We start from the raw sequence: 12960 nt of genomic DNA, 5'->3' as shown, positions 1-12960 counted from the left end.
ATCAGCTGTTGCTTTATATAGATTATGTCACTTACCATTTACGCATTTAATGAACGTAAGAACTGTGTTTGTACTGTGCTACTTAGATCTTCGTTAGAAGTCATTCGAATATTTGCAACACACAAAGTTCTTGCAATTACAAACATTCCATCGTTCACAGTTAATTTTGCTGCTTTATCAATAATCTCTTCTGCTTCAATATCAGGCCAAGCTGGTATGTCTTCAGAAAGAAGAGCCATCTGCGCTTCATGTATATTGCTCGGTATTAGCTTGCACTGCGATCTCATTCTAGAAAGAAGTTCATCAAGTTCCATTTCTAGCGGCTCAATCTTTCCTGGAGCTAAGTATTGTGCCATTCTATACGAAGATGCAGCAATGAGGAAATTATTCTGCATCCATTCCGCATAAGCGAGCTTATAGTAAGCAAAAGCAGCGTCATCCCTATCGAGAGACACATTCAAAGCGTTAATGCAAGCTGCAATAACAGATGGCCAATCCTCTTTTTGCGCAAGTATATCAGCTAATCTTAAATGAGAAAGAGCGTAAGTAGGAGCGTACGAAACCATAATATTTAAATGGCGTAAAGCTTCGTCATGTTGGTTTAATTGCGAAAGTAAATCAGCAAGTTCCATATGCGCGTAGAAAAGACCGTCAGGAATAAGTCTTGTTCGTTCTTCTTTAGTTGCAAATAGATGATTATAAATTACTCTCTCAGCATAGGAATTAAAGTATCTTGGTACAGCTTCGCTGCTAGTAAACATAGTATCGAATTGTGCTACAGAATTTTCGTACTCTTTTAAAGCCTCGCTAAGGTCCCCATTCATAAACTGTTCGTGAGCTTTTGTACGAATATCTCTTATACGTTTTGCTGCAGTAAATGAAAGATTAGGTAAATCTGTTTCGTCAATTAGCGCTCGCGTTATTGAATCTGCTTGAGCATTAAGTTCAGGATCGTCAATGCTTTCAATAATACTCATAGCTTCGTGAGCTTTTTGTGCAGTTGTTGGCATAAGTTCTGAAGCAATATGGTGGAAGTCGGCAACAGCTTGTTGCAAAAGATCTTCGCGTTGTATAGAAAGCCCTTGTGCGTATTGTGTTCCCAGTATGCTTTCCTGATCTGCTGTAAAAATTTTGTCAGAAAATTCAGGTTCTTCTTGTGATCCATGAGGAGAAAAGCGGCTACTGTGAACATCAAAATCTGGTTCGATGGTATTTAATTTTCCATGAGAATCAATGTTTAATTTGGCATTAAATTTTTCGTATGTTTTTATAGGATTATTTAATCCGTTTTGGTGAATAAGTTTTATAAATCTGTCTCTGCTAAACGTAACTGTAGTTAGAGCTCGTATGGATGGTGCTGTAGTAAAAGCTGCAAATGAATTTTCTTCTTTAGACTTATCCATGCTGTTTTCGGACAGTTGATTTTCGTTAGAATCTGCGTTTGTGCCTGTTTCTGAGTTTAATTCTTGGCTGCTTGCGCTCGCATGTATTGATATGACATTATTGTTTGTCTTGTTTGCGTTACTAATATTAGTCTGCTGCATTTCTTGCAATTTAGACGGGTCTCCATGAACGTCACCGTCTTTTGGATCTCCTTTTGACTTGGATGAATCATTATTTGCAGCGTCACTATTCATAACGTTAAGCGCATTAAGAGTACGATTTACAAGATTGTTCATAGCATTGTTTTGTGCTGTAACCATCTCTTCTAAGCCTATTGAATCTAAGCGTATAGAAACATTTTTTACTTTACCGCTTGCTCCAAAAGCTAGAGTAGACATTATCATTCCAACTTGAAGATTGTAGTTTGTAGCTAGTTTTTCTTTATCGTCGTCGTTCAGATTTTTCCAAGATTTATCCTCATTAACGTAAGCTACAGATGGCATAAGTGCAGCTCCAGCTGTAGTAAGGTTTATTGCCACGTTACCATCTTCTAAATTAGATCTAAATTCCGCGTCAAAACGGAACGGCAAGTATACGCTTCTAATAAGATTAGAAAGACGCTGCCTATAGGACCATTCACTGTCGTTATCTATCTTATTGAAATACTTATCGTTATTTTTTACCTGCTTTGCTCTTCTCCACATGTGCAAAATAGGTCTTATTTTGTCGTCCATCAAAGGATTGCCAAAAAATTGCATACCTATTGAACCGCTTGCTGCAAAAGCAACATCTTTAATCATTGCCATGTCGATTTGTGATGCCTGCTCTTCTTTTATAGTATTTTCGCAAGTTTTCCCTCCCGTAATGGAGTTAATTTGCAGACAATCATAAATTGAATATAAACGGTTAATAGCGCCTTCTATTTTAAGTACTTTGAGTGCAGCATTTGGTTCCAAAGCATCATCCCAAAGTAAGTAGTTTGCTTCTGTTTGCTGAGATTTTTGCATGTGTAGGCGTTCCGCACCATGCACTGCTTCCAGGCTGCGCTCTGTTTCTAAAGCTCCAGTTGAGCGCATTAATTTTTCGAAATATTCTTCTAAACCTGAAACTCTTAAATTCTCTTTTTTCGCTATTTTTATGTCTTCTACACTTCTTCGTATTGCTCCTAAAGGTGCTTCGTGTTCTAGTCTGCGAAGTACATTGCTGTAGCCAAATCCAGTTAAAGACTTGTGCATGTCTGGAATGAATAATGCTGCAAAGAATGCTATTGCTATTGCATTTGTGTATGTAAGATTGCATCGTAAGTTTTCTGGAAGTTTAGTTCGTAACTCTTCGAGAGTATAAGTTTTTTTAGATCCGAACCCGTGTGCCATCCATGATCCGATTTTAATTAAACCGTCATCTTCTGAAAGTTGTAAAACTAAGTCTCCGTTTGATACGTAAAATACGTTTTCTTTTCTAATTTTTGAAAAAGTTTTAGAAAAGTAGTTTATTTTTCCGGCAAAAGTTTTAGAGCGTTGTTCTGGTTTTAACGCGCTTTTAGACTTACTGCTTTCTAAAGAAGCGAGAAAATCTTTTACGGTTGCGTCGCCATTTAAATAGGATTCTACGATATTATCCATATCATAGTCTGTATGTTTTGTGTATGTTTCGTCAAACGCTTCCGAAAATGCACATTTTAGAGTAATTTTTGTTTTTTTATATTGTTTTCCATAAAAACGGCGTAAATCTTTCAGTGAAGAATTATTTTTTTCTACAAATGAAAGTTGCGGCCTCATGTCTTGAATATCTTCGTAGCTAAGGTTGCTGCCGAGAAATATTCGCCCTTCTGAATCTGCTACTGCTAGTTGAAGGAATTTTCTTCCGTCTTCTTTAAATAATCCAATTGACGTGTATTCTTTTTTCTTGTTAAGTTGAACCCAGCCTAATTGATTGTTGATATTTGTTTGTGGAAAATCTTTAATAACGCACTTTTTAGCGCGCGACGAAATATCTATTGGATTGCCTTCTGACCACAACGAGTTAAGAGATTCTTGTAGTTGCAACATACTATCTTCCTGAGATTCTGAATTTTCAGTAGTTTGCATGTTGTTAGTCATAATCCCCATTCTTTCACTTTGCTTTGTGGCATGTGAGTTTTTGTTTTATATTTTTAGCGCACATAATGTGGCGTTTAATCACATTATTTTAGTATATAAGAAATTATGCATGTTATAAAATGCGCGACATTATTTATCGAAATTATTTCATCAATAGATTGCTAATAAGAGAATAGGACGATTTCGAATATTGAGAAAAAATGGAGCGGACAACGGGACTCGAACCCGCGGTCTCAACCTTGGCAAGGTTGCGCTTTACCAACTAAGCTATGTCCGCAAACAAGTGAATACCTTATATCATTTTCATAAAAAGTGCAAATTAGGTATGTCGCAAGCCTTACAAGTACTGGATGCACTTGTAAGGCTTACTTGTTTCAGATTTTTAGTGTTTTAAGTTGAAAACTTATTTTATTTGTTTGCTTACTTGTTTTCGTCATCGCGCTTTGGAGAAGATGGTGTTGCACCCTTTTCAAGCACTCGACCAGGGCCAGCAAGATAAGCTGCGCGGCCTGCCTCAATACCAAGCTTGAAAGCTTTAGCCATAAGCACGATATCGTTTGCAGTAGCAACGCCAGTATTTGCCATTACAGCTGCAGCACCCATTTCCATTGCTTCAGCAGCCTGGCTTGGAACGCCAATGCCGGCATCGACAATAACAGGAAGATCGATTTCGTCGATAATAAGTTGAATGAACTTCTTAGTTTCAAGACCCTTGTTAGAGCCAATCAAAGAGCCGAGAGGCATAATTGCTGCAGCACCAGCGTCGCGCATTGCCTTAGCAAAATAAAGGTCAGGATACATGTAAGGAAGAACAGTAAAACCTTCGTCAGCCAAAATCTTTGTTGCTTGCAAAGTAGCTTCATTGTTTGGCAACAAATACTTGCGATCAGGAATAATCTCAAGCTTGATGAAGTTTCCGCAACCCATTTCGCGAGCAATATGAGCAGTGTTAACTGCTTCCTCTACAGTTACGCATCCGCTGGTATTAGGCAAAATGGTAACGCCTTCTGGAATATGCTTTAAAATTCCTGCAGCTTTCTCACTATAGCGAATTGCTACAGTAATCATTTCAGCTTTAGCACTGTTTACTGCGGCATCAATAAGTTCCTCAGAATACTTTCCAGAACCCAAAATGTATCGAGAAGTAAACTTCTTACCGCCCAATTCTAAATAATCTTCATTCTCCATAATTTCCTCCATTTTTTATCCATTTCAACGCTTCTAAGGCTTCTAAACTCGCGATAATCGAAACATAAGGCAAATACAAGCCTTCTTCAGGAGAAGACTTAAAATCACCTACTAAGCACACGTTTGAAAGATGCTTAATTTTTACGTTCCTAATATCTCCTAGTCCAGATAAGCCAGAAGCAGTAATAACATATTTGTTAGGATGATTCATGAAATAGTCAAGAACCATTGCTTTCGATTCGCGATTGTCGAATGCTTCAATAAACAAGTCGGAGCGATCAGCAATCTCATCTAACGATTCCGGCGTAACTTTTTGCACGAAAGCTTCTACTTCAACGTACGGCAAAGTTTCATTAAGTCGCGCTTTAGTAGCATGTACTTTGTGTTGTCCAATTTCGTTAATCGTATAATTTTGACGGTTTAAATTCGAATACTCGATACTGTCAAAATCGTAAATGTACAACTTTTTTACGCCGGCTCGCGCAAGCATTAACGCAATATTTGATCCCAAACCGCCGCAGCCAAGTATTGAAACTGATTGTTGAGCAAACAAATCATTATCTTCCTTTAGCTGACGCTTAAGAACTTTTGCGCGAATATCGTCACTTTCCATTCATCCTCCTCCCATAATGCTAAATACTTCAATTTTTGCGTTATCTTTAACTATGAAAGTTTCAAAATCTTTGCGTTTTACTAATTCACCATCAACTTCTATTGCAACAAAAGTACTGTCGTAGCCTTCGCGCTTAAGTAGTTCAAGTAAATTCTCGTTCTCAACATAATCCACAGTATCGTGATTAAGTTTCAGCACACTTACCTCCTTTCTGTAGAATATGCTTTAAGTTTTTAAATATTACGTTTAAATATTCTACCTAAGCCTTAGCCGGATGAAGAATAAACTTGCCCTTAAAGTCTTCGCAAACGCCGTTTTCTTTGCTGTAAATTTCTTCGCCGCGAAGCAAAGTTCTTACCACCTGGCAGCCAATAGTGCGACCAACGTACGGGCTGAACTTGTTGCGATACTCAAGATCCTCAGCTTTAAGAACATAAGGAGCATTTGGTTTAATGAATGCAAGATCTGCGTCATAACCCAAACGTATGCTGCCTTTTCCTTTCAAATCGAAGCGTTTTGCAGAATTGCTAGAATTCAATGCCACAAATTGAGTTAATGACATTCCGCGCTTTTGCACAGCTTCATCAAAGAACACATCAACATCGTTTTGAACGCTACCAATACCACCCCAAGCTGTGAAAGCATCATCAGTTTGCTTCAAACTCAAAGGAGCTGGCGAATGGTCGGAAACAATGAAGTTAATAGAACCGTCAAAAACCTTTTCCCACAAGCCATTCTGGTTTTCCTTGTCACGAATTGGCGGAGTGCACTTAGCGATATTTCCAATTTCGTCAAGCTCAGAAGTGTCGAAATACAGGTAATGGTTGCAAGTTTCGCAGCTTACGTCTACGCCATTCTTACGAGCGTCAGCAACAGCTTGAGCGCCTTCCGGTGAAGAAACATGAACAATATGAATTCTGCATCCAGTTTCTTTAGCAAAAAGACAAGCGCGTTCAATCGCTTCAACTTCAGTGAAAACAGGTCTGGTTGCTACGAACTCAGAAAGTTTTCTAGCTCCCATTTGATGAGCTTTCTTTCCAAGCTGATCTGTAATAGGAGCGTTTTCGCAATGCATAATCAAAATTTTGCCGGTTTTTGCAATCTGCTGCATACCGGTGTAGAGGGAATAATCGTCGCAATTATACAAATCAACTTGCAAATCCTTGTCGCCGGTAGTGCCGAGGAATGCTTTGTAATTAACGACACCCTGCTTATCTTGCTCGCATATTCCGCCATTGAGGTTTTGTGGTTCCAAGCCACCAGTTTGACCAACATCAACCTTGAGCTTTCCGTCGGCTTCTTCAAGTACTGCTTCAAATGACTTTCCATCAGTAGTTGCAGGAATCTGATTGCAAGGCATTTGCAGCATTGTAGTAATACCGCCTTTTGCGCCGGCAGAAGTTGCTGTTACAAAACCTTCCCAATCGTCGCGAACGCCGCCGCCTGGAGCGTTAATATGAACGTGAGAATCAACTTTTCCAGGAACAACTATTAAATCAGTTGCGTCAATAGTTTTTTCTGCTGCAAAGTTGCTTCCAAAAGCGGCAAACTTGCCGTCTTTAATTGCTATATCGGCTTTAGTTGCTTCATTATCGAATACAACCAAACCATTTGTGATTACTACATCGTAGTTCATATTATTTCCTTTCTTTAGCCATTGTTGGCTGAAAAACTTTTGATAGTAATATTTGACACACGAAACCTACAGCGCATCCCACAATCCATGAGATTTGAGTAAGCGGTGAAAGTAGAGGAATTATCTGCCCGGAAAGAGCAAATAAAAGCCCAAGTATCGTAGAAGTATAAGATATCCAGTTAGTTCCAGAATAGGCAGATTTTGACGAGCTATTTGTATCGTAATAAATTTGATCAAGATCAATATGCGTGCGCTTTACTACGTAATAGTCGGCAAGTAGAACACCTGCAATAGGACCTAAAAGCATACCAATAAGATTCAAGAAGCCTGTAATATTAGCCATAAACTTCCACGGCATTAACACAGTGCTTACAAGAGCTGCAATAACTACGCCACGCTTATAATTTACAAATCGCGGAGCTAAAGCAGTTAGCTGGTATGCTGCAGGAACAATATTGCCAGTGGCATTTGTGCAAACTGTAGTAAGTAGAAGCAACCCAGTAGCTATTGCAATTGCAGGAAGATTATCCCACTTGTTTATGATAACAAGAACATCTGTAATAGTTTCATGGTAAAAAAGCGATCCGCCCACTAAAATAATTACGCTTGTAAAAGCAAAAAGCGCGTAACTTAGCAAGAAGCTAGCAATTTGACCTTTTAGTTGAGCCATAGTTGACTTTGCGTTTTGCGTAAAATCAGCAATAGAAACGGCAGGAGCAGCCCAAACGCCCAGCACAGAATTTACAACCATCATCATGAAAAGCCCAAGACCGTAATTAGTTGGCGCTTGAACAGTAGCATGATATTGCATGATTGCAGATAATCCACCAGCACAGCTAATAGCCCATACGCTCATGCAACCAAAAACAACGTAAATAAGTGGGCTTAATACTACAGTTAGCTTATTAAGAGTCTTTCCTCCGCCTAAACCAATCGCCAAGTTAAGCAACCAAAATATTGCGAAGGAAATAATAATAGGTATGTGCGAACCTACAAATGGTATTTTGTTTCCAAAAGTAAGAAACTCAGGGCAAATTTTGCCAACTAGAATCTCTAAAGCTTTCGCACCTATATATGTTTGAATTCCATACCAGCATATTGCAGCAACTACTCCCCTGAGGAATCCTGGTAGTTGAGCGCCTGCTTTTCCGTATGTTGCGCGCAAATGCATAGAAAATGGTATGCCGTATTTGGAACCTACAACACCGTTAGCAACCATGACAATTGCTGTAAGAATTGCGCCAAGCATGATACCAATCATTACGTAAATTGGAGAGTATCCCATTAAAAGGAACGCGCCAACTGCAGCATAATTAGGAATATTGTGTACAGACTGCATCCACAAAGTGCAGAAATTAAGAGCGCTCATTGTGCGTTTTTCTTGCGGCTTTGGCAGTAAATCTTCGTTAGTGTAGCCGCGCTCGCGGTAACATTCCAAGTTTTTACTATCTACTGGCTCGTCTTGTAGCAGTTTACTAATTTGCATGCGCACCTCCTTACTTTTCTTGTTTGTAAATTTGATTCTTTTTTGTGTTTTGAGTTTTTTATTTTGAGTTTTTTGAAAGTAATAATCGCAACTTTGCTCAAAAATAAAAAAAGATACGAAAGGATATCGTACCCGTGGTGGTGCGCCCCTTCGTATCAGCCTCTTATTTGTGAATAAGCGTTGTACTCTCATTCGATATTCACTTTTCTTCGCTGCGATTAATTAAGCAGTGAAGTTGGCATCGTATATGCCTTTTGCGTCCTTCCTAAATTTCTATTTCTTTTTGGTTTTCGTTTGGTTTTAGTTAGTCCTCATAAGCCAAACTATGCAGAGCATCTCGTAAAAGCTTTACTCCGTGAACAGCGTCTTGTGGATCTGTGTACTCTTCTGGAGCGTGACTAATACCATCTTTTGAAGGAACGAAAATCATTCCGGATTTTACAAACGGAGCAAAAATCTGCGTATCTTGACCAGCACCTGAATGCATGACTCTGTACGCATAACCTTGCTTATTAGCTTGATCTTTCAAAAGATTAATAATATCGTCGCTAAGTGGTGTAGGATCATCAGACATCCACTTATCAATCTGCGTTGTAATGCCATAAGACTTGGCAGTTTCGTGAATATCTTCGTCGAGTTCCTGCAAGAATTTATCAAGAAAAGCTTTATCTGTATGACGGCAGTTCATTGAAAAAGTAACTTCTCCAGGAACAATATTTACTTGATTTGGAACTACGCTGATTCTACCGAAAGTAAGTACCAGTGGGTCGCCTGCTTGCTTAGCTTTGTCAAGATTCTTGGCGACTATATGAGACATGCAATCTACTGCATCGTGCCTGTAGGACATCATTGTTGTGCCAGCGTGATTTTGTACGCCTTTAAGATGAATATCCCAACGATGCTGGCCAGCAATGCTAGTGATAATACCTAAATCTTCGTGATTGCTGTAAAGCGTTGGTCCCTGCTCAATGTGTAGCTCAATCCAGGCTTCAAGATTTGCGAACTTAGGTTGAGTTGTTTGATAATTGAACCCAGCTTCACGCATTGCTGTTTCAAAAGGAACACCTTCACTGTCGCAAATATTTTCTACGTCCTCTTTTTTGGCTAGTCCGAAGAAATTCTTTGAACCCCAGAATACGTATGGGAAACGTGAGCCTTCCTCTTCTGCTAAGCAGATAATGCGAAGACTTTTCTTTGGCTTTCCATATCTAGTAAGTAAATTCTTAATTGCTAAATAGGCTGCAACTATTCCAAGTTGACCGTCGAAACGACCTCCTCTTGAAACTGTATCAATATGCGATCCACAAGCTATTATGCTTTCTGGATTTTCGCATCCTTCAACAGTTGCAATTAGGTTTCCAACTTGGTCGAATTCTACAGTCATACCGAGTTTTTCAAATCGTTGACGAAGAGCAAAAAGAGCCTGTTTCCAAGATTTTGTGTAAAGAGGTCGAGTAACTCCTTGTTCTCCTGGTTTTTCTGTGAATCCTGCAAGCCAGCTTATGGCTGATTCTATAGTTTCAGCACTTATGCTGCTATCAATCATGTGCAGTATTCCTCCTCACTTGTGCAAGTTTCCCCAAAAGTGACATTCAGGCGGATATTTTTTGGTTTTGGTGTTTGGTTTTTAGTTTTTTTTTTAGTTGTTTTTTTAATTTTTTTTTAATTGTTTAGTTGATACTCGTGTAATTGCTACTACTTTGTGGCAACGCAAGATATCACGAAAATCGTGATAGAAAGAAATCACTTACTGTAATTGCTCCCTACGCATGTCTTAACAAAACAGGTTCAAAGGGTGTTTCTCAACTGTTTCCAGTACCCCTGCAATTTTCACTTGTACTCGGATGAGTATAGCACGATATTAAATGAACTCAAAATGAACATTAGCATGTGTGTTTCTGTGAAGAAATGATTGGTTGGTTGACTGTTACGAGATATTGCTTCCATTTGTGGTTGCATGTGTGTTCGGTTGCAAAAAATTTTCATATGTAAGTTAGGAAATAAAAAATAGCCAGATAACAAAAAACGCAGTGCTTCTACACTGCGAACATATTGTGGGTGATATAGGAATCGAACCTATGACCCCTTCCGTGTGAAGGAAGTGCGCTAGCCGCTGCGCCAATCACCCAAAATTTTTTAATTATGCGTGAAAGGCAATCCTTTCGAGTGGGCGATACAAGGTTCGAACTTGTGACCCCTTCCGTGTCAGGGAAGTGCGCTACCACTGCGCCAACCGCCCAGGTTGTTTATTAAGCTAACCCGCTTAATCGAGGTGGGTACGAGAGTCGAACTCATCTATACGGCTTTGCAGGCCGCTGCCTAACCGCTTGGCTAACCCACCGTAAGGTCGAATAACTCATCGGACCTAGAGCGGACAACGGGACTCGAACCCGCGGTCTCAACCTTGGCAAGGTTGCGCTTTACCAACTAAGCTATGTCCGCAATGCAACTTTACTGAACAATGTCAGTGCCGAAGCACGAGTAACTACTATACCCGAAATATTTACAAATGCAAGCCCTCGCCTATTTTGGCGTGTCGTTTGGTGTTTCTGTTGGTGTGTTTTTTGGCGTGTTAGTAGGTGTGTTCGTTTGCGCGTGTTGATTGGAGGTTTGTTATGCGTATGGTATTGAAGCATTTGCGAGCGCAAGTGTTACTTTCTCAGTTGGCTAGCTGAGTTTTTAACGATGTTTGGGCTGTGAGTGTTATTTTCTCAGTTGGCTAGCTGAGTTTTTAACGATGTTTGGGCTGTGAGTGTTATTTTCTCAGTTCGTTGACTGAATTTTTAACAGTTTTTTGCTGATTACCGTTACTTTTTCAGTTCGTTGACTGAGTTTTTAACAGTTTTTTGCTGATTACCGTTACTTTCTCAGTTCGTTGACTGAATTAGTAACGGTGTTTAGAACTTGGCTTAATATTCCCAGCTTCGCAATCTTCATTTTAAGTATATTTTCTAGGGTTATAGGTTCTAGGGTTATAGGCCAAAATTTATTTATTCATCTGGAGAATGAACTTTACGCGGGACTCCTAAATCGTCTGCTATATCGTCATAATCATCGCCACATTCATAAGGATCTAGCAGGTTATAGGCTTCTATTAGCAGCTCTTTAGGTGCGCTCTTGTGTAGCCATGCTTCTACTAAATAATAATCAATTGCAATCGATGGTTCGCCTGCTCTAATAGCACTATTGGCTGCTTCTTTAGAGAGCTTATCCATATTAGGTTCGGCATAAGGACGGAGCCTTTCAACCATGTCATAACAAATTTTCATCATATCCATTAGCTTTTCACTCCTCTCTTATCTTCTACGTCATGATATGCAGTAACAACACGCTAAGATTTTTTCTTTTTGATAAACGCACTTCTAGGATAGCATCAGCGTATGCGGGAAAGCCTGTGAACCAAGGCGAAAAATTACACCATACTCCAGCGATAATAACGAGTGAGAATATAGCTGATACTATTGCATCTAATTTCATAATGAGCCTGCAGTATAGTGGATGGTGAGTCCCGGACACCTGGATTGTTCGGGACTCTTTATTTACTTATTGCGCTTCAAGGATTACCACTGCGTAGGATCACCCCCGCGTATGCGGGAAAGACAAATGAAGCAAGACAGCGGCATTAAAGCTATTGGGATCACCCCCGCGTATGCGGGAAAGACTGAAGCGCATTCCACAACTACCAGCCGCGTCAAGGATCACCCCCGCGTATGCGGGAAAGACATGGAGATTAAGCCCCTTCTGCATTGCGTTGCGGGATCACCCCCGCGTATACGGGAAAGACTGCGTTTGGTGTTGCTGACTTCGTTAAAGCGCGAAGTCAGTCCTCGCTTGCGTTGAGAGCACGCTGTGCTTTCAACTTTGAGCAAGCTCGGCGCTTCAAGGTGCTTTCGTGCGTTTTGTGTTGCACTCAAGCAGGTTGAAGCGCTCACGCATACGCGGGAAAGACTTTTTAACTTGTTCGGGAATTCCGAACAACTCAGGATCACCCCCGCGTATGCGGGAAAGACTAGTGCCCCCGGTGAGGGGACACTTTATTGAAAGGATAACCACGCATATGCGGGAAAGACTCATATGATAGAATCGAAATGAATGCTAGGGCTCCTCTTTCCCTTTAATCTCGTAATGAGTTGGTTTGAGGGTATGACTAGCTTTCGTATATTCCAACTGTTTTATAATCTTTAATGATTCATACGTTATAAGCCAAAAGTAAAGGAGCCTACGCAACGCCTAAAGTGTTAAAGCAGTCAACGGCATGAAGCCGACTTTCAACGCAGGAAGACTCCTATAACTCATGTTACCAAATAGGGTAAGCGACAAAAATATCGGGCACTAACAGCAGTGTGCTAACGCCCAATATGATTTACTACTTTTCTATGTTGCTTTCAGATTTCCACTTTTCTATGAGTCGCAACGCTTCTCGCTCAGTAGCATGGTTAAAGTCATCACTATTATTTTCATAATTCAATACAAACGACGCTAATATTATTTGCTCTTCTTTAGTAAATTCATCTAAATGATTTTTAATGGAATCATTAATTTCATTGTAAAGATT

At 39.9% G+C, this 12960-nt stretch carries 9 protein-coding genes, 5 tRNA genes and 1 riboswitch; all 14 genes read right to left on the bottom strand.

The window, feature by feature from the left end:
* Positions 1 to 38 precede the first annotated feature (38 nt).
* A complete protein-coding gene (locus ACJV2T_RS05500) occupies positions 39 to 3482 on the bottom strand; it encodes a tetratricopeptide repeat protein (protein WP_419399379.1) in 3444 nt (1147 codons plus the stop codon).
* 201 nt (positions 3483 to 3683) lie between these two features.
* A tRNA-Gly gene (locus ACJV2T_RS05495) sits at positions 3684 to 3759 on the bottom strand.
* A 143-nt stretch (positions 3760 to 3902) separates the two neighbouring features.
* The gene (locus ACJV2T_RS05490) at positions 3903 to 4670 is read right to left on the bottom strand and encodes a thiazole synthase (RefSeq protein ID WP_116773727.1); all 768 of its coding nucleotides are present in this window, start codon (positions 4668 to 4670) and stop codon (positions 3903 to 3905) included.
* Positions 4660 to 5283, bottom strand: coding sequence for a sulfur carrier protein ThiS adenylyltransferase ThiF (thiF, locus tag ACJV2T_RS05485; RefSeq protein ID WP_419399378.1), 624 nt, complete (start codon positions 5281 to 5283; stop codon positions 4660 to 4662). The genes ACJV2T_RS05490 and thiF overlap by 11 nt, the downstream gene beginning before the upstream one ends.
* A complete protein-coding gene (gene thiS / locus ACJV2T_RS05480) occupies positions 5284 to 5481 on the bottom strand; it encodes a sulfur carrier protein ThiS (protein ID WP_004106666.1) in 198 nt (65 codons plus the stop codon).
* Between the two features lie 61 nt (positions 5482 to 5542).
* Complete coding sequence (allB, locus tag ACJV2T_RS05475; protein ID WP_419399377.1) at positions 5543 to 6919, bottom strand: allantoinase AllB; 1377 nt, start codon at positions 6917 to 6919, stop codon at positions 5543 to 5545.
* A 1-nt stretch (position 6920) separates the two neighbouring features.
* A complete protein-coding gene (gene allW, locus ACJV2T_RS05470; protein WP_419399376.1) occupies positions 6921 to 8405 on the bottom strand; it encodes an allantoin permease in 1485 nt (494 codons plus the stop codon).
* A 304-nt stretch (positions 8406 to 8709) separates the two neighbouring features.
* A complete protein-coding gene (locus ACJV2T_RS05465) occupies positions 8710 to 9951 on the bottom strand; it encodes a hydantoinase/carbamoylase family amidase (RefSeq protein WP_419399375.1) in 1242 nt (413 codons plus the stop codon).
* 197 nt (positions 9952 to 10148) lie between these two features.
* Positions 10149 to 10238, bottom strand: a riboswitch (TPP riboswitch).
* A gap of 222 nt (positions 10239 to 10460) precedes the next feature.
* Positions 10461 to 10533: transfer RNA gene (locus ACJV2T_RS05460), tRNA-Val, on the bottom strand.
* A 39-nt stretch (positions 10534 to 10572) separates the two neighbouring features.
* Positions 10573 to 10644: transfer RNA gene (locus ACJV2T_RS05455), tRNA-Val, on the bottom strand.
* A 31-nt stretch (positions 10645 to 10675) separates the two neighbouring features.
* A tRNA-Cys gene (locus tag ACJV2T_RS05450) sits at positions 10676 to 10746 on the bottom strand.
* A gap of 28 nt (positions 10747 to 10774) precedes the next feature.
* Positions 10775 to 10847 (bottom strand) — tRNA-Gly (locus ACJV2T_RS05445).
* 548 nt (positions 10848 to 11395) lie between these two features.
* Complete coding sequence (locus tag ACJV2T_RS05440) at positions 11396 to 11683, bottom strand: hypothetical protein (protein WP_419399374.1); 288 nt, start codon at positions 11681 to 11683, stop codon at positions 11396 to 11398.
* Between the two features lie 1088 nt (positions 11684 to 12771).
* Positions 12772 to 12960, bottom strand: a 189-nt coding sequence (locus ACJV2T_RS05435) for a hypothetical protein (RefSeq protein ID WP_419399373.1), incomplete at its 5' end; no start/stop codon positions are given.

This window comes from Gardnerella phocaeensis, assembly GCF_048545075.1.
Classification (GTDB): Bacteria; Actinomycetota; Actinomycetes; order Actinomycetales; family Bifidobacteriaceae; genus Bifidobacterium; species Bifidobacterium vaginale_J.
This window is presented reverse-complemented; position numbering and strand designations above follow the sequence as displayed.

Bases quoted from the DNA above. Each gene is read 5' to 3' on its own strand.
- ACJV2T_RS05500 (WP_419399379.1), bottom strand. From the start codon at position 3,482: ATGACTAACAACATGCAAACTACTGAAAATTCAGAATCTCAGGAAGAT.
- ACJV2T_RS05490 (WP_116773727.1), bottom strand. From the start codon at position 4,670: ATGGAGAATGAAGATTATTTAGAATTGGGCGGTAAGAAGTTTACTTCT.
- thiF (WP_419399378.1), bottom strand. From the start codon at position 5,283: ATGGAAAGTGACGATATTCGCGCAAAAGTTCTTAAGCGTCAGCTAAAG.
- allB (WP_419399377.1), bottom strand. From the start codon at position 6,919: ATGAACTACGATGTAGTAATCACAAATGGTTTGGTTGTATTCGATAAT.
- allW (WP_419399376.1), bottom strand. From the start codon at position 8,405: ATGCAAATTAGTAAACTGCTACAAGACGAGCCAGTAGATAGTAAAAAC.
- ACJV2T_RS05465 (WP_419399375.1), bottom strand. From the start codon at position 9,951: ATGATTGATAGCAGCATAAGTGCTGAAACTATAGAATCAGCCATAAGC.
- ACJV2T_RS05440 (WP_419399374.1), bottom strand. From the start codon at position 11,683: ATGGATATGATGAAAATTTGTTATGACATGGTTGAAAGGCTCCGTCCT.